The sequence below is a fragment of the Massilia atriviolacea genome (assembly GCF_003953935.1).
GTDB classification, from domain to species: Bacteria; Pseudomonadota; Gammaproteobacteria; order Burkholderiales; family Burkholderiaceae_D; genus Telluria_A; species Telluria_A atriviolacea.
The window spans coordinates 77,822-100,880 of record NZ_RXLQ01000019.1 but is presented as its reverse complement, the minus strand read 5'-3'; the positions used below and the strand labels follow the sequence as shown (position 1 = coordinate 100,880).

The 23,059-nt window shown below is 65.2% G+C and carries 25 protein-coding genes; 11 read left to right on the top strand and 14 right to left on the bottom strand.

The features are described 5' to 3' along the window. Positions 1-11: 11 nt before the first annotated feature. The 4 genes from EJB06_RS32930 to EJB06_RS26770 are packed head-to-tail and all read right to left on the bottom strand — an operon-like array spanning position 12 to position 2,492. Complete coding sequence (locus tag EJB06_RS32930) at positions 12-143, bottom strand: hypothetical protein (RefSeq protein WP_267876916.1); 132 nt, start codon at positions 141-143, stop codon at positions 12-14. Continuing rightward, on the bottom strand, positions 140-1,114 hold the full coding sequence (locus EJB06_RS26780; protein ID WP_126077116.1) for a quinone oxidoreductase family protein: 975 nt from the start codon (positions 1,112-1,114) through the stop codon (positions 140-142). Before EJB06_RS26780 ends, EJB06_RS32930 begins: the two co-directional genes overlap by 4 nt. Then, positions 1,114-1,539 carry a methylglyoxal synthase gene (locus EJB06_RS26775; protein WP_126077093.1) on the bottom strand — a complete coding sequence of 142 codons (426 nt, stop codon included), beginning with the start codon at positions 1,537-1,539 and terminating at the stop codon, positions 1,114-1,116. The genes EJB06_RS26780 and EJB06_RS26775 overlap by 1 nt, the downstream gene beginning before the upstream one ends. Before the next feature lie 32 nt (positions 1,540-1,571). Further along, complete coding sequence (locus EJB06_RS26770) at positions 1,572-2,492, bottom strand: DMT family transporter (protein WP_126077092.1); 921 nt, start codon at positions 2,490-2,492, stop codon at positions 1,572-1,574. A gap of 111 nt (positions 2,493-2,603) precedes the next feature. On the opposite strand from EJB06_RS26770, the gene EJB06_RS26765 reads away from it, so the two are divergent. From EJB06_RS26765 to rng, 8 genes are all read left to right on the top strand, one after another. Beyond that, positions 2,604-3,329 carry a YebC/PmpR family DNA-binding transcriptional regulator gene (locus EJB06_RS26765; protein WP_126077091.1) on the top strand — a complete coding sequence of 242 codons (726 nt, stop codon included), beginning with the start codon at positions 2,604-2,606 and terminating at the stop codon, positions 3,327-3,329. A 6-nt stretch (positions 3,330-3,335) separates the two neighbouring features. Beyond that, entirely contained in the window at positions 3,336-4,604 is a 1,269-nt protein-coding gene (gene purD / locus EJB06_RS26760) for a phosphoribosylamine--glycine ligase (RefSeq protein WP_126077090.1), read from the top strand. A 153-nt stretch (positions 4,605-4,757) separates the two neighbouring features. Beyond that, positions 4,758-5,669 carry an oxygen-dependent coproporphyrinogen oxidase gene (gene hemF / locus EJB06_RS26755; RefSeq protein WP_126077089.1) on the top strand — a complete coding sequence of 304 codons (912 nt, stop codon included), beginning with the start codon at positions 4,758-4,760 and terminating at the stop codon, positions 5,667-5,669. Further along, complete coding sequence (locus EJB06_RS26750; RefSeq protein WP_126077088.1) at positions 5,666-6,322, top strand: nicotinate-nucleotide adenylyltransferase; 657 nt, start codon at positions 5,666-5,668, stop codon at positions 6,320-6,322. The genes hemF and EJB06_RS26750 overlap by 4 nt, the downstream gene beginning before the upstream one ends. Then, positions 6,322-7,023 (top strand): ribosome silencing factor, encoded by a 702-nt coding sequence (gene rsfS, locus EJB06_RS26745; protein ID WP_126077087.1) that lies wholly within the window; start codon positions 6,322-6,324, stop codon positions 7,021-7,023. Before EJB06_RS26750 ends, rsfS begins: the two co-directional genes overlap by 1 nt. Positions 7,024-7,029: 6 nt before the next feature. After that, on the top strand, positions 7,030-7,500 hold the full coding sequence (gene rlmH / locus EJB06_RS26740) for a 23S rRNA (pseudouridine(1915)-N(3))-methyltransferase RlmH (protein ID WP_126077086.1): 471 nt from the start codon (positions 7,030-7,032) through the stop codon (positions 7,498-7,500). A gap of 15 nt (positions 7,501-7,515) precedes the next feature. Continuing rightward, complete coding sequence (locus tag EJB06_RS26735) at positions 7,516-8,136, top strand: Maf family protein (protein ID WP_126077085.1); 621 nt, start codon at positions 7,516-7,518, stop codon at positions 8,134-8,136. A gap of 70 nt (positions 8,137-8,206) precedes the next feature. Then, positions 8,207-9,670: a ribonuclease G gene (gene rng / locus EJB06_RS26730; protein WP_126077084.1), complete on the top strand. Its 1,464-nt coding sequence runs from the start codon at positions 8,207-8,209 to the stop codon at positions 9,668-9,670. Positions 9,671-9,737: 67 nt separating this feature from the next. Here rng and EJB06_RS26725 read toward each other — a convergent pair whose 3' ends face one another. After that, positions 9,738-10,379, bottom strand: a complete 642-nt coding sequence (locus tag EJB06_RS26725) for a TetR/AcrR family transcriptional regulator (protein ID WP_126077083.1) — start codon at positions 10,377-10,379, stop codon at positions 9,738-9,740. A 241-nt stretch (positions 10,380-10,620) separates the two neighbouring features. On the opposite strand from EJB06_RS26725, the gene EJB06_RS26720 reads away from it, so the two are divergent. Then, complete coding sequence (locus EJB06_RS26720) at positions 10,621-11,514, top strand: NAD(P)/FAD-dependent oxidoreductase (protein WP_126077082.1); 894 nt, start codon at positions 10,621-10,623, stop codon at positions 11,512-11,514. A 387-nt stretch (positions 11,515-11,901) separates the two neighbouring features. Further along, positions 11,902-12,465, top strand: a complete 564-nt coding sequence (locus EJB06_RS26715) for a PEP-CTERM sorting domain-containing protein (protein ID WP_126077081.1) — start codon at positions 11,902-11,904, stop codon at positions 12,463-12,465. 18 nt (positions 12,466-12,483) lie between these two features. On the opposite strand, the gene EJB06_RS26710 is transcribed toward EJB06_RS26715, so the two are convergent. Next, positions 12,484-13,029: a DUF2004 domain-containing protein gene (locus EJB06_RS26710; RefSeq protein WP_126077080.1), complete on the bottom strand. Its 546-nt coding sequence runs from the start codon at positions 13,027-13,029 to the stop codon at positions 12,484-12,486. 182 nt (positions 13,030-13,211) lie between these two features. Here EJB06_RS26710 and EJB06_RS26705 point away from each other — a divergent pair, with 182 nt between their 5' ends. Next, positions 13,212-13,865, top strand: coding sequence for a ribonuclease T2 family protein (locus EJB06_RS26705; RefSeq protein ID WP_126077079.1), 654 nt, complete (start codon positions 13,212-13,214; stop codon positions 13,863-13,865). A gap of 4 nt (positions 13,866-13,869) precedes the next feature. On the opposite strand, the gene EJB06_RS26700 is transcribed toward EJB06_RS26705, so the two are convergent. The 8 genes from EJB06_RS26700 to EJB06_RS26665 all read right to left on the bottom strand — a co-directional run bounded on the left by EJB06_RS26700 (position 13,870) and on the right by EJB06_RS26665 (position 22,431). Beyond that, entirely contained in the window at positions 13,870-14,196 is a 327-nt protein-coding gene (locus EJB06_RS26700) for a hypothetical protein (protein WP_126077078.1), read from the bottom strand. A 6-nt stretch (positions 14,197-14,202) separates the two neighbouring features. Continuing rightward, positions 14,203-14,883, bottom strand: a complete 681-nt coding sequence (locus EJB06_RS26695; protein WP_126077077.1) for an NAD(P)H-binding protein — start codon at positions 14,881-14,883, stop codon at positions 14,203-14,205. A gap of 62 nt (positions 14,884-14,945) precedes the next feature. Beyond that, the gene (locus EJB06_RS26690; RefSeq protein ID WP_126077076.1) at positions 14,946-15,749 is read right to left on the bottom strand and encodes an ABC transporter substrate-binding protein; all 804 of its coding nucleotides are present in this window, start codon (positions 15,747-15,749) and stop codon (positions 14,946-14,948) included. Next, positions 15,746-16,393, bottom strand: a complete 648-nt coding sequence (locus EJB06_RS26685; protein WP_126077075.1) for an ABC transporter ATP-binding protein — start codon at positions 16,391-16,393, stop codon at positions 15,746-15,748. Before EJB06_RS26685 ends, EJB06_RS26690 begins: the two co-directional genes overlap by 4 nt. Then, positions 16,390-17,097, bottom strand: coding sequence for an ABC transporter permease (locus EJB06_RS26680; RefSeq protein WP_126077074.1), 708 nt, complete (start codon positions 17,095-17,097; stop codon positions 16,390-16,392). Before EJB06_RS26680 ends, EJB06_RS26685 begins: the two co-directional genes overlap by 4 nt. Beyond that, positions 17,097-17,918: a formate dehydrogenase accessory sulfurtransferase FdhD gene (locus EJB06_RS26675; RefSeq protein WP_126077073.1), complete on the bottom strand. Its 822-nt coding sequence runs from the start codon at positions 17,916-17,918 to the stop codon at positions 17,097-17,099. The genes EJB06_RS26680 and EJB06_RS26675 overlap by 1 nt, the downstream gene beginning before the upstream one ends. Continuing rightward, positions 17,915-20,731 carry a formate dehydrogenase subunit alpha gene (gene fdhF / locus EJB06_RS26670; RefSeq protein WP_126077072.1) on the bottom strand — a complete coding sequence of 939 codons (2,817 nt, stop codon included), beginning with the start codon at positions 20,729-20,731 and terminating at the stop codon, positions 17,915-17,917. Before fdhF ends, EJB06_RS26675 begins: the two co-directional genes overlap by 4 nt. Then, positions 20,728-22,431, bottom strand: a complete 1,704-nt coding sequence (locus EJB06_RS26665; RefSeq protein WP_126077071.1) for an NAD(P)H-dependent oxidoreductase subunit E — start codon at positions 22,429-22,431, stop codon at positions 20,728-20,730. Before EJB06_RS26665 ends, fdhF begins: the two co-directional genes overlap by 4 nt. Positions 22,432-23,059 lie beyond the last annotated feature (628 nt).

The following is a 23,059-nucleotide window of genomic DNA, read 5'->3' as shown; positions in this document are numbered from 1 at the left end:
AGCGCGTTTTTTCATGGGTGACCGAGCCAGGCCTCCGAACCGAAGGTGATCCCCACGATCAGCAGCACCGCCAGAATCAGTCCGATCAACAGGCGCCCGAACTTGGGCGAGCCGTCGTCCTTGTCGTCGTTCGGCGCGCTCATGGCACCAGGATCGACGAGCCGGTCGTCTTGCGGCCTTCCAGGTCGATATGCGCCTGCGCGACATCGGCCAGCTTGTAGGTCTGGTTGATATCGATCTTCACGTCGCCGCTGGCGACCACCGCGAACAGCTCGGCCGCCATCGCTTCCAGGTCGGCGCGCCTGGCGGCGTAGCTGAACAGGGTCGGGCGGGTAATGAACAGCGAGCCGCGCGAGGACAGTTCGGCCAGCGAAAAATCGGGCACCGGGCCGGACGCGCTGCCGAAGCTGACCATGGTCCCCAGGGGACGCAGGCAGTCGAGCGACTTGAAGAAGGTGTCCTTGCCGATCGAGTCGTACACCACCGAGACCTTTTCGCCGCCGGTGATCTCCATCACGCGCGCCACGAAATCCTCGGTGTTGTAGTTGATCACGTGGCTGCAGCCGGCGGCCTTGGCCAGCGCCGCTTTTTCGTCGGAACCGGCGGTGCCGATCATGTTCACGCCCAGCGCGCGCGCCCACTGCGAGGCGATCAGGCCCACGCCGCCGGCGGCCGCGTGGAACAGGATGGTGTCGCCGCGCTTGAGCGGCACGGTGCGGCGCAGCAGGTACTGCACGGTCAGTCCCTGCAGCATCATGGCGGCGCCGGTCTCGAACGAGATCGCGTCCGGCAGGCGCACCAGCAGCGCGGACGGCATGTTGCGCACGTCGCAGTAAGCCCCGTTGGGACGGCCGGCATAGGCCACGCGGTCGCCCACGGCCACCTCGGTCACGCCCTCGCCCACCGCTTCGACCACGCCCGCGCCTTCCATGCCCAGGCCGGCCGGCAGCGGCTGCGGATACAAGCCGGTGCGGAAGTACACGTCGATATAATTGATGCCGCAGGCGGCGTGGCGCACGCGCGCTTCGCCCGGTCCCGGCTCGCCCACTTCCACGTCGACGTATTCCATGACCTCGGGGCCGCCGGTGCGGTTGATACGGATTGCTTTTGCCATCATGCTGGACTCCTGTCTGCGTCTGAAATGGGTTGTGCCGCCGCGAGCCTGAGATGCGACAGCAGCATATGGGCGGTCGACATATTGGTGGCGCAGGCGACGTTGTGGACGTCGCAGGCGCGCACCAGCGCGTTGATGTCCGGCTCGTGCGGTTGCGGCGTCATCGGGTCGCGCAGGAACACCACCGCGTCGATCTCGCCTTCCACCAGGGCCGCGCCGATCTGCAGGTCGCCCCCGAACGGGCCGGACTCCTTGCGCTCCACCGTCAGCCCCAGCTCCATGATCAGGCGCGCGCCGGTGGTGCCGGTTGCCATCAGCTGGCAACCGCGCAGGAAATCGACATACTCGCCGGCCAGCACGATCATGTCGTCCTTCTTCTTGTCGTGTGCGATCAGGGCGATGCGGGGCTTGTTTGCTTGGCTCATTCGGTCGCTTTCGTGGGTCGTGTTAGTGGTGACTATTTTTTCTTCGACAGCATGTAGATCCCCGCCAGGACCATGCCGGTGCCGCCCAGCTGCACGGCGGTGATCGGCTCGCCCAGTACCAGCGCGCCGAGGAACAGGGTCGAGACGGGGCCGATCATGCCGGCCTGCGAGGCGGTGGAGGCGCCGATGCGCTGCACCGCGATCATGGTCATGAAGACCGGCAGCACGGTGCAAAAGATGCCGTTGGCCAGCGAGTACCAGTACACCGCCGCCGGCTGCACCAGCATCGAGGCCGGCCGCAGTACGAAGAACTGGCCGATGCACACCGCGCTCGAGACGCACATCGCATACGCCACCAGGCGCAGGGAACCGATGCGGCGCACCATCTCGCCGGACATCAGCAGGTAGACCGCGTACGACACCGCCGACCCCAGCACCAGCAGCGCGCCGATCGTGGTGCTGCCGGCGCCGCCATGGAGGTCGTGCACGAACACCAGCACGATGCCGCAATACGAGACGAGCAGCGCCAGCCACTCGATGCGGCTGATATGGCGCTTCAGGAAGACCGAGGTAATCAGCAGCACGAAGGTCGGCGTGAGGAAAAGGATCAGGCGTTCCAGCCCGACCGAAATGAACTGCAGGCCGAGAAAGTCGAGAAAACTGGAGAGGTAGTAGCCGACCACGCCCAGGAACACTAGGCGCCAGCGGTCGGCCACGGGCAGCGGCGCTTCGCTGCGCATCTTCCAGATGGCGACGGCGGCGAACACCGGCAGCGAAAACAGCATGCGGAACGCCAGCACGGTGACGGCATCGACCTGGTAGCGGTACATCAGCTTGGCCAGCACCGCCTTGGTCGAGAACAGCACGGCGCCCGCGATGGCAAGCGCCAGGCCCGCCAGCAGGGCCGGGCGCGGGGTCGGATGGGCGGCGGCAGCCGTTGCGCTTTTGTTCATGCAGCGATTGTAGAACGAATCGCGCAAACTGGCTGGAGGCCGGCGGATTTCGGCAAGGCCGCTATGGTAAAATGTCGGCCACTGATGCATACCGTCTAAGGAAATCTCGACATGGCTGGACACAGCAAATGGGCCAATATCAAGCACAAGAAGGCCGCCACCGACGCCAAGCGCGGCAAGATCTGGACCCGATTGATCAAGGAAATCACGGTTGGCGCGCGCATGGGCGGCCCCGACATCGCCACCAACCCGCGCCTGCGGCTGGCGGTGGACAAGGCGGCTGACGCCAATATGCCGAAAGAGAACGTCACGCGCGCCATCCAGCGCGGCTCGGGCGGACTCGAAGGCGTGAACTACGAAGAGGTGCGCTACGAAGGCTACGGCATCGGCGGCGCCGCCATCATCGTCGACTGCATGACCGACAACCGTGTGCGCACGGTGGCCGAAGTGCGCCACGCCTTCAATAAACACGGCGGCAACATGGGCACCGAAGGCTCGGTCGCGTTCATGTTCAAGCACTGCGGCCAGTTCCTGTTCGCCCCCGGCGTGGATGAAGACAAATTGATGGAAGCGGCCCTGGAAGCCGGCGCCGAAGACGTGGTGGCCGACGAAGAAGGCGGCTTCGAAGTGCTGTGCGACCCGTTCGGTTTCGCGGCCGTGAAAGAAGCGCTGGAAGCGGCCGGCTTCAAGGCCGAAGTGGCCGAGATCATCATGAAGCCGTCCACCGAAACCGTGATCGGCGGCGAAGACGGCATCAAGATGCAAAAAATTCTCGACGCGCTCGAGAACCTCGACGATGTGCAGGAAGTCTATACCAACGTCCTGATCGAAGATTAAGCTCCTATGAAAATCCTGGTAGTCGGCTCTGGCGGCCGTGAACATGCACTGGCCTGGAAACTGGCCCAATCCGAACGTATCCAGATGGTCTACGTCGCCCCCGGCAACGGCGGCACGGCGCGCGACATCCGCCTCGTCAACGTCGAACTGTCCGACCCGGAGCAGTTGGCCGAATTCGTCCAGCGCGAAGGCATCGCCCTGACCGTGGTCGGTCCCGAAACGCCGCTGGCGGCCGGCATCGTCAACCTGTTCCGCGGCCGCGGCCTGAAGATTTTCGGGCCCACCAAAGAAGCGGCGCAGCTGGAAAGCTCAAAGGACTTCGCCAAGGCCTTCATGCAGCGCCACGGCATTCCGACGGCGGCCTACCAGACATTCTCGGACGTGGCAGAGGCGCACGCCTACATCGACGCCAACGGCGCGCCGATCGTCATCAAGGCCGACGGCCTGGCGGCCGGCAAGGGCGTGGTGGTGGCGATGACGCTGGAAGAAGCGCACCAGGCGGTCGACCATATGCTGGCGGATAACCGCTTCGGCGACGCCGGCGCGCGCATCGTGATCGAAGAATTCCTGGCGGGCGAGGAAGCGAGCTTCATCGTCATGTGCGACGGCAAAAACGTCCTGCCGCTGGCGACCAGCCAGGATCACAAGCGCCTCAAGGATGCCGACGAAGGCCCGAACACGGGCGGCATGGGCGCCTATTCGCCGGCCCCGATCGTCACGCCGGCCATGCATGCGCGCGTGATGCGCGAGATTATCAACCCGACCATCAACGGCATGGCCAAGGACGGCATCCAGTTCACCGGCTTTTTGTACGCGGGCCTGATGATCGACGACAAAGGCAATCCGAAGACGCTGGAATTCAACTGCCGCATGGGCGACCCGGAAACGCAGCCGATCATGGCGCGCCTCAAGAGCGACCTGCTGACGGTGATGGAGCACGCGGTGGGCGGCACGCTCGACACGGTCGAACTGGAATGGGACCGCCGCACGGCGGTGGGCGTGGTGATGGCCGCCAGCGGCTATCCGGACGATCCGCGCAAGGGCGACGTGATCGACGGGATTCCCGCCGAGACGCCGGAATGCGTGACCTTCCATGCCGGTACCCGCCAGGCCGACGGCAAGCTGATGACCAGCGGTGGCCGCGTGCTGTGCGTGGTGGGCCTGGGCGACAGCGTCAAGATGGCGCAGAAGCAGGCTTACGAAACGGTCGACAAGATCCACTTCAACGGCGCGCAGTTCCGCCGCGATATCGGCTGGCGGGGACTGAAGCACTAAGCTGAAGCACCAGGAATAGACCAGTAGCCCCATAACCGTCGTCCCCGCCGAGTGCCGCCTTGGCGCGGGGACGGCGTTTTAAGGGCTATATCATAAAACACCGGCACGGTGTACAATTCGTCCTCAATTTTTATTCCCCGGTCCCGCTCCCCGATGTCATCCCCTTCCCCTGCGGCCGTCAAGGCCTGGCTACTCGACCTGCAAGCGCGCATCGTGCAAGCGCTCGAAGAAGCCGACGGCAAGCCCTTCCTGCGCGAAGAATGGCAGCGTCCCGAGGGCGGCGGCGGCATCTCGCGCCTGATCGAGGAAGGCAATGTACTGGAACGCGGCGGCGTCAACTTCTCGCACGTGATGGGCGCCAACCTGCCGCCATCGGCCGCGGCCGCGCGTCCCGAACTGGCAGGCCGCGCCTGGGAAGCGATGGGCGTATCGCTGGTGATCCACCCGCGCAATCCGTACGCGCCCACGGTCCACATGAACGTGCGCTTCTTCACCGCCACCGCGCCCGGCGAAGAGCCTGTATGGTGGTTCGGCGGCGGCATGGACCTGACGCCCTACTACGGCGACGAGGGCGACACGCGCCACTTCCACCAGACCTGCCACGACGCGCTGGCGCCGTTCGGCAGCACGCTGCACGCGCGCTTCAAGCGCTGGTGCGACGATTACTTTTACCTGAAACACCGCAAGGAGCCGCGCGGCGTGGGCGGGATCTTCTTCGACGACTTCAACGAAGCCGGTTTCGACCTCTCGTACGCGATGACGCAAAGCGTGGGCGACTCCTTCGTCAAGGCCTACCTGCCGATCCTGATGGCCCGCAAGGACACGCCGTACGGCGAGCGCGAACGCGACTTCCAGGCTTACCGGCGCGGCCGCTACGTGGAATTCAACCTGGTGTGGGACCGCGGCACCCTGTTCGGCCTGCAGTCGGGCGGACGCACCGAAGCGATCCTGATGTCGATGCCGCCCATCGTCAAATGGCGCTACGACTGGCATCCCGAGGCCGGCAGCGCCGAAGCGAAGCTGTACAGCGACTTCCTGGTGCATCGCGACTGGCTCCTTACGTGACCTTGTGCGTCGCACTGCTGGGAGGCAGTTTCGACCCGGTCCATAACGGTCATGTGGCATTGGCCACCTTGTTTGCCACCCTGCTCGAACCGGACCAGTTGCGCATCCTGCCGGCCGGCAGCCCATGGCAGAAAAGCGGCTTGCAGGCGCGCGACGCCGACCGCATCGCCATGCTGCGCCTGGCCTTTGCCGGCGCCGCTGCCACGCACCCGGTCACGCTGGACCTGCAGGAAATCGAACGCGGCACGCCGACCTACACCATCGACACCTTGCGCAGCGTACGCGCCGAACTCGGGCCTGATGCGTCGATCGTCTTCCTGATGGGGTCCGACCAGCTGCAGCAGCTCGACAGCTGGCGCGAATGGCGGCAGCTGTTCGAACTGGCCCATATCGGCGTGGCTGCGCGCCCGGGATTTTCGATGGCCGATGCGGCATTGCCGGCGGCCGTCGCCAGCGAACTCACCATGCGCCGGGGCAGCCTGGCGCAATTGCGTAACACCCCGTCCGGCAGGGCTTACCTGGCCGAGACGCTGGACGTGGACATCTCCGCCACCCAGATTCGTGCGGCATTACAACGGGGCGAGAAGGCAAACTCGCTTATCTCCCCGGTAGTGCTAGACTATATTCAACAACATAATTTATACGAAATCTAATGGATATTAAAAAACTGCAGACCCTCGTCGTCGACGCCCTCGAAGACGTGAAGGGCCAGGACATTACCGTGTTCGATACCGTTCACCTGACCAGCCTCTTTGACCGCATCGCCGTCGTTTCCGGCACCTCCAACCGTCAGACCAAGGCGCTCGCCGCATCGGTGCGCGACAAGGTAAAAGCGGCCGGCGGCGACGTGGTCGGCATCGAAGGCGAAGACACCGGCGAATGGGTCCTGGTCGATCTGGGCGACATGATCGTCCACATCATGCAGCCGGCGATCCGCCAGTACTACCGTCTCGAAGAAATCTGGGGCGACAAGCCGGTCAAGCTGGGCGCGGCCAAGCGCAAGAGCACCGCCGAAGCGGCCGAAGCGGCCGAAGTCAAGCCGAAGTCGAAGCACCTCGCCTCGACCCAGGACGCGCCGGAAGTCAAGCCGGTCAACGAGCGCAAGCCCGCCGCCAAAAAAGCAGCCGCCGCCAAGGCAGCTCCCGCCGCCAAAAAGGCGCCGGCCAAAAAAGCCGCGACCAAGGCCGTCGGCAAAGTGGTGAAGGTCGCCGCCACCAAGTCGGAAGAAGCCGCCGTCAAGGCACTCAAGGCACTGCCGCCGAAACGCGCCGCCGCCAAGACGCCGAAAGCCCCGGCCGACGCCGCACCGGTCAAGAAAGTCATCAAGCGCGTCGCCAAAAAAGACGCCGAGTAAGCATCGATGCAGCTCATGATCGCTGCGGTCGGCCACAAGATGCCCGCCTGGATCGAGACCGGCTTTTCCGAGTACACGAAGCGCATGCCACCCGAACTGCGCATCGTGCTCAAGGAAATCAAGCCGGTCGAACGCTCCGGCAGCAAGACGGCGGCCACCGCCATGGCGCTCGAACGCGAGCGCATCGAAGCGGTCCTGCCCAAGAGCGCCCGCATCATCGCGCTCGACGAACGCGGCAAGGACCTGACCAGCGTGGGCCTGTCCCAGCAGCTGATGCAGTGGCAGCAGGACGGACGCGACACCGTCTTCCTGATCGGCGGGGCCGACGGCCTCGATCCCGAGCTCAAGGCGCGCGCCGAGGGGCTGATTCGTATTTCCAGTATGACGCTCCCGCACGGCATCGTGCGTGTTATGCTTGCCGAGCAGTTGTATAGGGCGTGGTCGATCACGCAGAATCACCCTTATCATCGCGTCTGAAAAAACGGGAATCCGATGAAACCGATCGACAAAAAAATCTACCTTGCCTCCAAAAGCCCGCGCCGGCGCGAATTGCTGCGCCAGATCGGCGTCGAATTCGAGCTGCTCACGCTGCGCAACGATACCCCGCGCGGCCCGGACGTGACCGAACTGGTGAACCCGGGCGAAGCGGCCATCGACTACGTGGCGCGCGTGGCCAGGGAAAAAGCGGCCTTCGGCTGGAACATGGTGCAGCACCGCCGCCTGACCCTGCGTCCGGTGCTGGCGGCCGACACCACCGTCACCATCGACGGCGCCATCCTCGGCAAACCCGGTTCGCCCAACGAGGCGATGGAGATGCTCGAACGGCTGTCCGGCCGCACCCACCAGGTCATGACCGCGATCGCCGTCTATCACACCGACATGCAGCGCCAGGTCACGCAGGTGTCGCAGGTGCGCTTCGCCAAGCTGTCGGCGGCCTCGATCAAGGCTTACTGCTCCACCCCCGAACCGTACGACAAGGCCGGCGGCTACGGCCTGCAAGGCCTGGCCGCGCTGTTCGTCGAACACATCGAAGGCAGCCATTCTGGCATCGTCGGACTGCCCCTTTTCGAGACCGCGCAACTGCTGCGCGAAGCGGGCATTCCGCTGGCCTGATGCGCTCCTGCGCGCGCGCCGGACGCGCCCCCCGGCCCTACAACAACAATCTGCACGGCGGCCCTGAACCATGAACGAAGACATCCTGATCAACATCACTCCGCAGGAGACGCGCGTGGCGCTGATCCTGCAAGGCGCCGTGCAGGAACTGCACATCGAGCGCACCCTCACGCGCGGGCTGGCCGGTAACGTCTACTCGGGCAAGGTGGTGCGCGTGCTGCCGGGGATGCAGTCGGCCTTTATCGACATCGGCCTGGAACGCGCCGCCTTCCTGCACGTGGCCGACATCTGGGAAGCGCGCACCCATGAAGGCCCGAGCGTGGCGCCGACCCCGATCGAAAAGATCCTGTTCGACGGCCAGGTGCTGACGGTGCAGGTGATCAAGGACCCGATCGGCACCAAGGGCGCGCGCCTGTCGACCCAGATTTCGATTGCCGGGCGCATGCTGGTGTACCTGCCGCAGGACAGCCATATCGGGATCTCGCAAAAGATCGAAAAGGAATCCGAGCGCGAACTGCTGCGCACGCGCCTTCACAGCCTGCTGCCGCCCGAGGAAAAAGGCGGCTACATCGTGCGCACCATGGCCGAGGAAGCGTCCGACAGCGACCTGGCGGCCGACGTCGACTACCTGCGCAAGACCTGGAGCGCGATCCTGCACGGCGCCAAGACGCGTCCCGCCACCAGCCTGCTGTACCAGGACCTGAGCCTGGCCCAGCGCGTGCTGCGCGACTTCGTGCACGACGAGACGGCCACCATCCAGGTCGACTCGCGCGAGAACCACGCGATGCTGGTCGAATTCGCCAAGGCCTACACGCCGACCGTGCTCACGCGCCTGCAGCACTACACCGGCGAGCGTCCGCTGTTCGACCTGTACGGCGTGGAAGAAGAAATCCTGCGCGCGCTGGGACGGCGCGTGGACCTCAAGTCGGGCGGCTACCTGATCGTCGACCAGACCGAGGCCATGACCACCATCGACGTCAACACCGGCGGTTTTGTCGGCGGGCGCAATTTTGCCGACACCATTTTCAAGACCAACCTGGAAGCGGCGCATGCGATCGCGCGCCAGCTGCGGCTGCGTAACCTGGGCGGCATCATCATCCTCGACTTCATCGACATGGACAACAACGAGCACCGCCAGGCGGTGCTGGCGGAGTTGAAGAAGACCCTGTCGCGCGACCGCACCAAGGTGTCGGTGTCGGGCTTTTCGGCGCTGGGACTGGTGGAAATGACGAGGAAGCGCACGCGCGAATCGCTCGCGCACATCCTGTGCGAACCCTGCCCGGCCTGCGCCGGCAAGGGCCAGGTGAAAACCAGCCGCACCATCTGCTACGAAATCCTGCGCGAGCTGATGCGCGAGGCGAAGCAGTTCAACCCGCGCGAATTCCGCATCCTGGCCTCGCAGGAAGTGGTGGACCTGTTCCTAGAAGAAGAATCGCAGCACCTGGCGATGCTGGGCGACTTCATCGGCAAGCAGATCTCGCTGCAGGTGGAAACCGCGTATCACCAGGAACAGTACGACGTCATTCTGATGTAACAAAAAAGCTTATTATTTTCAAGCAGTTACGCAAGAATTAAATTCAAAGTAAGTGCTTGCCACGCAGCTAAGTGGAGTCAGCACCACCGTGGCCGGCGATGAACATTGCAACTGCCGACTTGCAATAGGATTCGATTTCGTTGTCGTCCTCTGCTCTCGCCCGATCGAAGCGTGCGATATGCAAGAGATCGGATCCTTTGAAGAGCGCGGCAAACAACCGTGCAGACCGCAGGGGATCCGGGACGCTAAGAGCCGCTTTCGCATGCAGCTGACGCAACAAGGCCTCGATCTGGGCAATGACGTGGGCTGGGCCGGCGTCGTATTGGAGCTTGCTTAAGGACTGTTGATTGGTCTTGTCGGCCATGATCATGGCGTCGACACCGCGCACCTCCGGGTGCAGGAACGTCCGGAGCAGGGACGTTCCTACCGCCATGAGCTGATCTTCGGCCGAGCCATCGATTCCGTCGAACAGCGCCTGTGGGGAAAACTGGTGGCAACGCGCCGCGATAGCTGCGCTGAAGAGCGCCTCTTTGCTCCCGAAGTGTCGATAAATACTCAGCTTGGAGATCCTCGCCCGCTGGGCGACCTTGTCCATTGTGGTCGCTTGAAAACCCAATTCCACAAAAAGTTCACAGGCGGCGTCGACGATCGTCTGGCCAAGCGCATCGTTGATGGGGCGGCCGCGCCGTCCCGAGCTGTTTTCGGTCATGCAGTTCAGTACTTGACAGTGTTCTAAATAATGAATTAGGATACTCTAAAGTATCTTAATGGCGCAAGCGTCATGCGTAGCTTTCTACCTGTACTCCCCATTGCGAAGTCCGGCCTGCGGTGAATGCGACGTCCCCCCGAGGCCGGAGTGCCACCCGCTGCCCGTGTCGAGTGTGAATCGCTGATGACGTGGCACATCATACCCAATTTATCCTTTCCTCTACAGCATGGAGCGCATCATCATGAATGACGTTATCATCATCGGCGGCAGCTTTGCTGGCCTCGCCGCCGCCCTTCAGCTCGGCCGTGCCCGCCGCACTGTCACCGTTCTCGATACCGGGCTGCCGCGCAATCGCTTCGCTGGCCACTCACATGGCCTGCTCGGCCACGACCATAAACCGCCGCTGGACATCCTGGCCGAGGCGCGTCAGCAGCTGGCGCGGTATCCCACGATCAAGCTGGTCCGTGCACGGGCCGACAGTGTTTCGGGCGCGATCGACGATTTTTCCGTTCGTACGGTCGATGGCGGTAGCCTCAAGGCGCGCCGCCTCATCTTGAGCTATGGCGTCGCAGACCACATGCCTGACGTTCCCGGCTTTGCCGAATGCTGGGGCAAGACCATTGTGCCCTGCCCCTATTGCGACGGTTTTGAAGTTGCCGACCAGCACTGGGGCCTGGTCTGGTCCGGCCAGCATTCGTACCAATCTGCCAGGCTGTTCCACGATTGGACCAGCAACCTGACCGTCTTCGCCGATGGATACGAGATCCCGCCAGAGATCCGGGCCGATCTGGCACGGCGCACGATACCTGTCGTTGATGGCCGGATCATCGAGATCGCCCATGACAAGGGTCAGATCGGCACCGTCAATCTGGATGAGCGTCGCAGTATTGCGGTTGACGTGCTCTTCGCGCATCCACGCAACAAGCCGTCTGCGAGCCTGCATGAATCGCTGGGCCTCGCCACGGTCGATACGCCCAGCGGCATCGCCCTGAAAGTCGACGAGCGCCGCCAAACCAGCATACCCGGCATCTACGCCGCCGGCGACCTCGCCACGCTCCAGATCCCCTCTGTCACACTAGCGTCGTCGCAGGGCGCGATGGCGGGGATCTTCGCCCAGCAATCAATGCTGCCCTAGAACACGGGTCCTGTTTCCGGTTGGCGCGAGGCTATGCCGTCCCGCGAGCCGATACCATGAAACGCGGCCTCCTTTACACTTTATGGAGTTTGACGTCCTTCCGATGCGCTTTTTTCCTAGTCATCGCTTTCCTGTTTGCAGCTAGCTGCACATCAAAAAATACTACGACGTCATTCTGATATAGCGCGCCCAGGCCGGTCCGGCCAGGATCGCCCCACGGTTTGGAAAATCTCGCAAGAACTTTTCCACAGTAAATCTTATGTGTTGCGCATATGCTACGGAGCGCACCAGTCCGCCTGCTACGATCCGCAGACACGTGGTTCACGTGGCAGGCCGGGCGCCGTTTGTTCGCCCCGGAAGTTTCTTGATTCCTCAGCGGAGGTAGCCATGTTCTCCAGATTGATCGGCGCGGCGGCGCTTGCAGGGTGCGCCGCGGCAGCGCAGGCAGTTCCCATCGAGTTTCAGTTCAGCTATACGGGGTTTTACGACAAGGTCGCCGACCGCTTCGATCCGGCGGCACTGATCGCGGGCAGTTTTATCGCCGACGACCTGAACGGTGACGGCCTGTTCGCGAAGGAAGAACTCATTTCCTTCAAGCACAATGGCTCGAACGATTACATCGGCTGCGGCGTCGGCGAGCAGTATTACTGGAAGTGCACGATCGACCGCTTCGGCTACCGGATCGGCAGTCCGCTCAAGTTCGCCACCACCTGGTCGATCACGGACGTCGCCTACCAGGTCAACAGCTCGACCATTACCGGCGAGGAATACGTCTACAACTACCGCAGCGCCAACGGCGTCGACACGCGCGGCTGGCTCTGGACCGACCAGACCCGGTTTGCGATCGAGGCGGTCAACGCGGTGCCGGAGCCGCTCTCCCTGGCCTTGCTGGCGATCGGCGCAGCCGGCCTGGGCATGGCCCGCCGGCGCCGCCGCGCCGGTCCCCGCTAGGGCGCGGCTGCGGCCGACTCAGCTTTCGACGTCGATGCCCTGGATCGTCCCGTCTTCGGCAAACTTGACCGCGACCACATAGTTGGTCAGGTCCTCGCCGAAGGTGAAATCGAACATCGCAAACGAAGCATCCGACTCGTCCGGCATCGGATGCAGGCCGACATGGCTCAGGTGCAGGGTCGCCAGCAAGCGTTCCTCGACCGGCAGGGCGGCGTCGGTGCCTTCGATCGTTGCCGCCAGTTCCTCGGGCGAAAACTCTTCCAGGTGATGGTCGACATAGGTGTCCCTGACCACGCCGCCGGCATGGAAATCGGCCACGCAGGCCGCATGCGCGCGCGCGATCTTGCTGTCGAGATCCTGCATGAAGTGCGCAACGCGGTCGAGCACGGCCGGATCCAGGTCCTTGACTGCCGAAAACTCGGTGATCCCATCCTCTCCCTCGAATGCATTGAAGAAAGCGAGCGAGAGGTCGATTTCCCGTCCATCAACAAGGTAGGTCGCTTCGTTGTATTCCTCGGGCAATGCCAGGTTGATGGCGCCGAAGTGGGGGATGATTTTTTCCATGGTGATTCTCGGTTGAACAGATATTGCTATTTTATCAGCCGGGTGGATCCGGATCGGAAAGCGACGCGACGCGCCTGGCCGGCGCAAGCTTGGCCGCCGTCAGCAAGCAGCTAAATCAATGCTTTTCATACACATTTTGCAGATAAAATAGCCATTCGTTCAACCTTCGACGCGGAGATAGCATGCTCAAATTACGGCAATACGCACTGGTGGCATTGATGGCCCTGGCCGGGGCGGCCCAGGCCAAGGCGCCGCGCGCGGTCACCGGACAGTTCGATTACTACGCGGTGGCGCTGAGCTGGTCGCCGTCCTACTGCGCCAGCCGCAGCGACCCGGACCAGTGCGCAGTCGGGCGCCAGCTCGGCTTCGTGCTGCACGGGCTGTGGCCGCAGTACGAAAGCGGCTATCCGTCGAACTGCAGCAAGCAGAAGCTGCCCGACGACGTGCGCGAAAAGTACACGCCGCTGTTCCCCTCGCCGAAACTGATCGGCCACGAATGGAGCAAGCACGGCACCTGCTCGGGACTGGAACCGGCGGCCTACTTCGAGCTGTCGGCCAAACTCAAGGATCAATTGGCGATCCCCGCGCCGTATCAAAAGCCGGTGGCGCCGCTGCGCACCACCAACGCGGAGCTGTACAGCGCCTTCAAGGGCGCCAATCCGAATCTGGCCAGGGATGGCGTGCTGCCGTTCTGCGCCAGCGGCGGGCGCTTCCTGCGCGAGGTGCATGCCTGCTACGACAAGAACGGCAGCTCGCGCAGCTGCAGCCCGGGCCAGGTGAAGCGCTCGCAAAGCAGCTGCGGCCAGGACAGCTTCCTGATCCAGAGCGTGCGCTGAGCGCTCAGGCCTGCCACACGCCGTAGCCGGCCTCGCGCAAGCCGATGCCCAATTCGACTTCCATGTCGGCCGCACCCGCGTAGGGCATCGGGTTGTACACCGCGTACAGCTGCGGCAGCAGGCGCAGGCCGTACTTCTGCACGAACTTATTGGCCTGGATGCCCGCCTTGTGCTTGTCGAAGCGCAGGTCGATACTCAGTCCCGTCATGCCCACGTAGACGCAAGGTTTGCCGCTCACGTAAGCGGGATTGGCCTTGCGGAAGCGCGGCTCGTACAGCACATCCTTCGACAGCTCGATCACGTACACACTGTGGTGGTAGCGCCGGCCCATCGGTGCTTACGGCGCCGTGGCGTGGCGGCCCAGCGCGCCGATGTCGGCGCTTTCCAGCACGCGCTTGCGGGCGCCGCTGCGCACCACCGCCAGCATCGCCTGCCCCATCTGGCGCGTGGTCAGCACGTGCTTCGGCATGGCCGCGCGCAGCAGCGGCAGCACGGGCTTCATCAGCGCATAGAAAATGCGGTAGGCCGGGGTCTTGGAGCGGATGCCGTCGAGCGGCTCGATCATCCCGGGCCGGAAAATATACACGCCGCGAAACGGCAGCGCCAGCAGCGCATTTTCGGTCTTGCCGCGTACCCGCTCCCACATGGTGGCGCTGGTTTCGCTGCTGTCGGCGCCGGCCCCGGACACGTACACGAACACCATGCGCGGATTGAGCGCGACCAGCGCATTGGCCGCCGCCAGGGTCATATCGCAGGTCAGGCGCGTGTAGTCCGCCTCGGCCATGCGCGAGGACGTCACGCCGACGCAAAAGAAGCAGGCGTCGATGTCGTCCAGCCGCGTGCCAAGCGAGGCGTACTCGAACAGGTCGGCATGCACGACGTCGCGCAGCTTGGGATGGCGCTGCCCGGTCGGAGTGCGGCCGAGCGCCACCACCTGCTCCACGTCAGCGGCCTGCAGGCATTCGCGCAGTACGCCCTGCCCCACCATGCCGGTCGCGCCAAATATCAATACGTTCACGATGTACTCTCCTTGCGGCCTTGCCAGTGCCTGGCGCACGGCCGCTATCATACGTCGTTCCGCTATTTTTGGACCGACGGGAAGAACAGCTGCTGCCCGTTCGGGCGGAAGGCGGCGATCCTGGCCTGGCCTTCGGCGGAGGTGATCCACTCGATCAGCTGGCGCGCGCCTTGCGCGTTGATGCCCGGATGGCGCGCCGGATTGACCGCGATGATGCCGTAGGGGTTGAACATCCTCGGATCGCCCTGCACCAGGATCGCCAGGCCGGTCCTGTCCTTGTAGGTGGCGTAGGTGGCGCGGTCGCTCAGGGTGCAGGCTTGCAGCTCGGCCGCCATGCTCAACACTTCGCCCATGCCCAGGCCGGCCGACAGGTAGCGCGCCGATGGCGGGCGCACGCCGGCGATTTTCCAGTAGCTCTTTTCCATCTGGTCGGTGCCCGAATTGTCGCCGCGCGAGACGAAGCGCACTTCGCTCGAGGCCAGCTTGCGCAGCGCGGCGACGATGTCGGAACCGCCCTTGATGTCCGCCTTGTCCGATGGCGGGCAGGCCAGCACGAAATCGTTGTACATCACGTCGCGCCGTCCGACGCCATGGCCCTCGGCCACGAAGCGGTCCTCGGCCGCGCGCGCGTGCACCAGGGTCAGGTCGACATCGCCATTCTTCGCCAGTTCCAGCGCCTTGCCGCTGCCGACGGCGATCACATGCACCTTGTGGCCGGTCTTCGCCTCGAACGGCGGCAGCAGCCAGGCCAGCAGGCCGGAATTGTCGGTGCTGGTGGTGGTGGACAGGCGCAGGACCGGTTCGCCCGCCAGCAGCGGCGGGCAGGCCAGGCAGAGCATGAAGGCGAGTGTGCTTGCTTTGATCATTTGGTTTCGAGCTTTCCATCACGTAGTTTGAGGCGCTGCACGCCGGGCATGCCGATCAGGTCGCGGTCGTGGCACGCCATGACCACCGTGCTGCCGGCGGCGAGCAAGGCCGGAATGAGCGCGATCAGCTGTTCGCGCGCCGGGCCGTCGAGGTTGGCGGTCGGTTCGTCGAGCAGCAGCAGCGCGGGACGCAGCACCCACGCGCGCGCCAGCGCCACGCGCTGCACTTCGCCGCCCGACAGGCGGGCCGGATCGCTCCCCCGCAGATGCTCGACGCCGGCCCATGCCATGGCCTGCGCCACGGCCGGCGCGGCCTGCGCCCTGGCGACGCCGCGCGCGCGCAGGCCGTAGCCGATATTATCCGCCACGCTGGTCGAGAACAGCACCGGGTGCTGGTGCACGTAGACGATCGCCGCGCGCAGCGCTTGCGGGTATGGCGAGAATGCCAGCGGCTGCCCTTGCCACGTCACCCCGGACGCCTCGCCCGGCTCCAGTCCGGCCAGCACGCGCAGCAGGGTACTCTTGCCGGCGCCGTTGATCCCGGTCAGCACATAAGCGCGGCCGGCGTCGAGCGCAAAGGCCTCGAGGTCGAACAGCACGCGCGCGCCAAGCACCTTGCGCAGCCTGTCGATGCGCAGCATCATCGGCCAGCTCCCGCGCTGCGCGTGTCGCCCTGCAGCAGCATCAGCGCGCCGTTCATGGCCAGCGCCAGCACCACCAGCACGATCCCGAGCGCGATCCCCTGCGCGAATTCGCCCTTGCTCGTCTCCAGCGCGATGGCGGTGGTGATGGTGCGCGTCTGGCCGGCGATATTCCCGCCCACCATGAGCGCGCAGCCGACTTCCGAAATCACCCGCCCGAAGCCGCTGATCACCGCCGCCATCACGCCGAAGCGCACTTCATGCAGCACCGTGAGCATGGTGCGCCAGCGCGACGCGCCCAGCGCGCGCGCGGTGTCGGCGTAGCGCGGATCGAGCGCCTGTACCGCCGCCAGGGTAAACGCCACCAGCACCGGCGTGGCGATGACGGCCTGTCCGAGCACCACGCCCGGCTGCGAAAAGAGCCAGTGCAGCGAACCCCATGGACCATGGCGCGACAGCAGCAGATACAGCAGCAGGCCGATGAGCACCGTCGGCAGCGACAGGCTGGCCTGCACCAGCCAGATCGCGATGCGGCGCCCGCCGAAGCGGTAGCTGGCGATCGCATACCCGAGCAGCACCGCCGGCGGCGCCGCCAGCAGCAGGCCAAGCACGCTGGTTTTCAGCGAGACCCACACGATGCCCCACAGCGCGGCGTCGCCCGAGAACAGCAGCGAAAAGGCGGCGCGGGTGGCTTCCGGCAGCGACATCAATCCGCGAGCGGTTCGAAGTCCAGGCGCCCATGGCCGGTCAGCAGCAAAAAATGCTTGCCGCTGCAGCGCGCCAGCAGCGCCATGCCGATCCTGCCGGCCACCATGTGACCCATCTGGGTGGTGCCGGAACGCGACAGCAGGAAGGGGATGCCCATCTGCGCGCCCTTGATCACCATTTCCGAGGTCAGGCGGCCGGTCGTGTAGAACACCTTGTCGCCGCCGGCCACGCCGTCAAGCCACATGCGCCCGGCGATGGCGTCGACCGCGTTGTGGCGGCCCACGTCCTCGACGAAATACAGCAGCTCGCCGGCGTTGGAGAACAGCGCGCAGCCATGCACCGAGCCGGCCTGCTTGTAGATCGATTGCTGCGTGCGGATGGTGTCGACGATGCGGTACACGGTCGACTGGGCAAGGCGCGCGTCCGGCGGCAGCGCGATGTTGTCGATGTCGTCCATCAGCCCGCCGAACACCGAACCCTGGCCGCAGCCGGTGGTCACCACCTTGCTGGAGGTGCGCGCTTCCACGTCGGCGATGCCGGCCCGCGTGAGCACGGCCACCGCGTCGACCGACCAGTCGACCTGCACCGAGACGATGTCGGCCACCGAGTCCACCAGGCGCTGGTTGCGCAGGTAGCCCAGCGTGAGCGCTTCCGGCGCGCCGCCGAGGGTCATCAGGGTGACCAGCTCGCGCTTGTCCACGTACACCGTCAGCGGGCGCTCGGCGGGAATCGCGATCGTCGAGCGGCGCCCGCGTTCGTCCAGCACCTCTACGTCGTGGGTCAGGGGCGCGCGCGCCTCGCTCAGTTCGGGCAAGGTCATGGACTTGCCAGTCGCGCCAGCACCTGGCCGCCGCCGAAGCTGCCCTGCTGCTCCACCACGCCGCCCAGGGTCACGCGGATCGCGCAGTATTTGAACTCGGGGATCTTGCCGAAGGGGTCGAGCGCGGCGTTGGTGAGGCGGTTGATGGCCGCTTCGTAATAACAGAACGGCACGAAGATGGCGCCGCGCGGCGAGCTGTCGTCGGCGCGCGCGTACAGCGCCACGTCGCCCCGGCGCGACGCGATGGTGACCACGTCGCCCGGCTTGCCGCCCAGCGCCGCCAGGTCGAGCGGGTGGACCAGCGCCACCGGGTCGGGTTCGATCGCGTCCAGCACCGCCGTGCGGCGCGTCATGCTGCCGGTGTGCCAGTGTTCGAGCTGGCGGCCGGTGATGAGCACCATCGGGTACTCGGCGTCCGGGCGCTCGTCGGCCGGGATGATATCGGCCGGCACAAAACGCGCGCGTCCGGACTCGCGCGGGAACTGCTCGGTGAAGACCACCGGCTGGCCCGGATCGCCCTCCTTCGTGCATGGGTAGGTGACGGCGTGCTCGCGTTCCAGCCTGTCCCAGGTGATGCCGCCGATGCTCGGCATGATGCGGCGCATCTCGTCGAACACCTCCGATACGTGGGCGTAACGCCAGTCGAGCCCGAGGCGCTGCGCCATCTGCTGGATAATCCACAGGTCCTGCCTGGCCTGGCCCGGCGGATCGATGGCCTGGCGGCCGATCTGCACCAGGCGGTCGGTATTGGTGAAGCTGCCCGTCTTTTCGGGAAAGGCGCTGGCCGGCAGGATCACGTCGGCCAGGTAGGCGGTCTCGGTCAGGAAAATATCCTGCACCACCAGATGGTCGAGCGCGGCCAGCGAGGCGCGCGCGTGGTTGGCGTCCGGGTCGGACATGGCCGGGTTTTCGCCCATGATGTACATGCCGCGGATCTCGCCGCGCGGGATGGCGTGCATGATCTCCACCACTGTCAGGCCGGGTTGCGCGTCGAGCGGCATGCCCCAGGCCTGTTCGAACTTGGACAAGGCCGCCGGATTGTCGACTCGCTGGTAATCGGGGAACATCATCGGGATCAGGCCCGCGTCGGACGCGCCCTGCACATTGTTCTGGCCGCGCAGCGGATGCAGGCCGGTGCCGGGACGGCCGATCTGGCCCGTCATCAGCGCCAGCGCGATCAGGCAGCGCGCGTTGTCGGTGCCGTGGATGTGCTGCGAAATGCCCATGCCCCACAGTATCATCGACGCCTTGGACGTGGCATACAGGCGCGCCACGTAGCGGATGGTGTCGGCATCGACGCCGCAGATCGGCGCCATCAGCTCCGGGCTGTAGCCCGCCACGTTCTGTTCCAGCTCGGCGTAGCCGATGGTGCGGCTGGCGATGAAGTCCTGGTCGACCAGGCCTTCTGCCACGATCACGTGCATCATCGCGTTGAGCAGGGCCACGTCGGTATCGGGCTTGAACTGGAGGTAGCGGTGCGCGCTGCGCGCCAGGTCCGAGCGGCGCGGGTCGCACACCACCAGCCTGGTGCCGTTCCTGATCGCGTTCTTGATCCAGGTGGCCGCCACCGGGTGGTTGACGGTCGGGTTGGCGCCGATGACGATCACCACCTCGGCCAGGGTCACGTCCATCACCGGGTTCGAGACCGCACCCGAACCGATCCCCTCCAGCAGCGCCGCCACCGAGGACGCGTGGCACAGGCGCGTGCAATGGTCGACGTTATTGCTGCCGAATCCCGTGCGCACCAACTTCTGGAACAGGTAGGCTTCTTCGTTGCTGCCCTTGGCCGAGCCGAAGCCGGCCAGCGCGCGCTTGCCGTGGGTGTCGCGGATGCGCGCCAGCGCGCCGCCGGCGGCGTCCAGCGCTTCCTCCCAGGTCGCCTCGCGGAACACATCCAGCACGCGCGCAGGGTCCATCGTGAAATCGCCGCTCTTGGGCGCGTCAAGGCGGCGGATCAGCGGCACCGTCAGGCGCTGCGGATGGTGCGCGTAATCGAAACCGTAGCGGCCCTTGACGCACAGGCGTTCGCGGTTGGCCGGGCCGTCGCGTCCCTCGACGAACAGGATCTTGTTGTCCCTGACGTTGTAGGTCAGCTGGCAGCCCACGCCGCAGTACGGGCAGACCGAATCGACCCGCTTGTCCGGCACGGCCAGGGCCGCGTCGCGCGCCGGCATCAGGGCCCCGGTCGGGCAAGCCTGCACGCATTCGCCGCAGCCGACGCAGGTGGAGTCGCCCATCGGGTCGTCCATGTCGAACACGATCTTGGCATGGTCGCCGCGCAGGGCCAGGCCGATCACATCGTTGACCTGTTCGTCGCGGCAGGCGCGCACGCAGCGCGTGCAGGCGATGCAGGCATCGAGGTTGACGGTGATGGCCGCGTGCGAAGCGTCGCGCGCCGGCTGGCTGCGCGCGGCGAAGCGCGGCTGGCCGAGGGCCAGCTTGCGCGCCCAGAAGTCGACTTCATTGTGGCGCGTGTAGGCGCGTTCCGGCATGTCCGACTGCAGCAGTTCGAGCACCATTTTTTGCGCGGCCACGGCGCGCGCGCTGCTGGTCGCGACCTTCATGCCGGCGGCCGGATGGCGGCAGCAGGACGGCGCCAGTACACGCTCGCCTTCGATCTCCACCATGCACGCGCGGCAGTTGCCGGCCGTGTCCATGCCCGGCTTGTAGCACAGGCGCGGAATCTCGATGCCCTCGCGCGCGGCCACCTCGATCAGGGTTTCGTGGGCAAAGGCGCGTACCGGGCGGCCGTCGATTTCCAGCTCGACGGGCTGACCGGGAGCCACCTGATTAATTCTGCCGATCGCATTCATGGCGCCACCAATTCATGAGAAAAGTACTTGACCACGCAGTCGACCGGGTTTGGCGCGGCCTGTCCGAGGCCGCAGATGGATGCGTCGCGCATCACCTGCGACAGCTCGGCCAGCAGCGGCGTGTCCCACTGCGGCTGCTCGATCAGCGCCAGCGCCTTGGCGGTACCGACCCGGCACGGCGTGCACTGGCCGCACGATTCGTCCTTGAAGAAGCGCAGCGTGTTGCGCGCCGCCGCCAGCGCCGAATCCTGGTCCGACAAGACCACCACGGCGGCCGAACCGATAAAGCAGCCATAGGGCTGCAAGGTGTCGAAGTCGAGCGGGATCGCGTTCAGCGCGGCCGGCAAAATGCCGCCCGATGCGCCGCCCGGCAGGTAGCCGTAGAGCCGGTGGCCGGGCGCCATGCCGCCGCAGTATTCGTCGATCAGCTCCTGCACGGTGATACCGGCCGGCGCGAGCTTGACGCCCGGCTCGCGCACCCTGCCCGAGACCGAAAACGAGCGCAGGCCCTTGCGGCCGTGGCGTCCCTGGCCGCTGAACCAGTCGGCCCCGCGCTCGACGATGGCGCGCACCCAGTGCAGGGTTTCGAAGTTGTGCTGCAAGGTCGGCAAACCGAACAGGCCGACCTGCGCCACGTACGGGGGCCGCAGGCGCGGCATGCCTCGCTTGCCCTCGATCGATTCGATCATCGCCGATTCTTCGCCGCAGATATAGGCGCCGGCGCCACGGCGCAGGATCAGTTGCGGCATTGACGCGAACGGCGGATCGGCGCGCAGGCGCGCCAGTTCGGCTTCGAGCATCGCGCGGCAGCCGTGGTATTCGTCGCGCAGGTAGATATAGATGGTGTCGACGCCGGCCACCCAGGCCGCCACCAGCGCGCCTTCGAGGAAGCGGTGCGGGTCGCGTTCGAGGTAGTGGCGGTCCTTGAAGGTGCCCGGTTCGCCCTCGTCGATGTTGATCGCCATCAGGCGCGGACCGGGTTCGCCGCGCACGATGCGCCATTTGCGCCCGGTCGGGAAGCCCGCGCCGCCAAGGCCGCGCAGGCTGGACTCCTCCATCGTGGCGATCAGCGCATCGGCATCGCGCAAGCCGGCGTGGCATTCGCGCGCGAGAACGTAGCCGCCGCCGGCGCGGTAGCTGTCGTAGTCGATGTAGCCTGTCGGCGCGTGGGTGGTGCGGCCCTGGCTTACCGCGTCGGCCACCGACTCGCAACTGGCGTGGGCGAGCGGATGCTGGCCGACCACGGCGGCCGGCGCCTGTTCGCAGCGGCCGATGCAGGGAGCCGCGAGGACGCGTACGGCGGCGCCCAGGATGGCCGGCAAGCGGTCGAGCAGGTCGCGCGCGCCGGCCATCTCGCAGGAGAGGCCGTCGCACACGCGCACCGTCAATGCCGGCGGCGCGCTGTCGCCCTCGCGCACGACATCGAAATGGTGATAGAAGGTGGCGACTTCGTAGACCTCGGCCTGGGCCAGCTTCATCTCCTGCGCCAGCGCGGCGAGGTGGGCGTGCGCCAGGCAGCCGAAGGCGTCCTGGATCTTGTGCAGATGCTCGATGAGCAGGTCGCGCTGGCGCGATTGCGTGCCGAGCAGGGCCTGGATTTCCAGCAAGGCCTGCGGATCGACGCGCCGGCCCTTGGGCGCCTGGCGCTTGCGCTGGCGGCTGCTGCCCTGGGCCACGATCGGAATGACGGGATGGTTCATGGATGATCCTGAAAGTAGCCGCGCGGCATGCTGGCGATAAGGACTTCACATCATACCCTTGCCGACGCAAGATTTCACCTCCCAAGCTGGCGTCCACCCCGNTGCTGGCGATAAGGACTTCACATCATACCCTTGCCGACGCAAGATTTCACCTCCCAAGCTGGCGTCCACCCCGGTGTCCACTTCGGTGCCAGGTCTGACATTCGGACACGAGCTCGACATTAAGGCCGAACGTTTTCCCATCTAAAGTAGAGTCTGTGTCCGAATGTCAGACCTGACACCGGGGTGGACACGAGCTCGACATTAAGGCCAAACGTTTTCCTATTTAAAGTAGAGTCCGTGTCCGAATGTCTGTCCACTTCGGTGCCTGTCCACTTCGGTGCCAGGTCTGACATTCGGACACGAGCTAAACATTAAGGCCGAACGTTTTCCCATCTAAAGTAGAGTCTGTGTCCGAATGTCAGACCTGGCACCGGAGTGGCGAATGTCAGACCTGGCACCGGAGTGGACACGAGCTCGACATTAACGCAGCACGTTTCCCTATTTAAAGTAGAGTCCGTGTCCGAATGTCAGACCTGGCACCGGGGTGGACGAATGTCAGACCTGGCACCGGGGTGGACAAATGTCA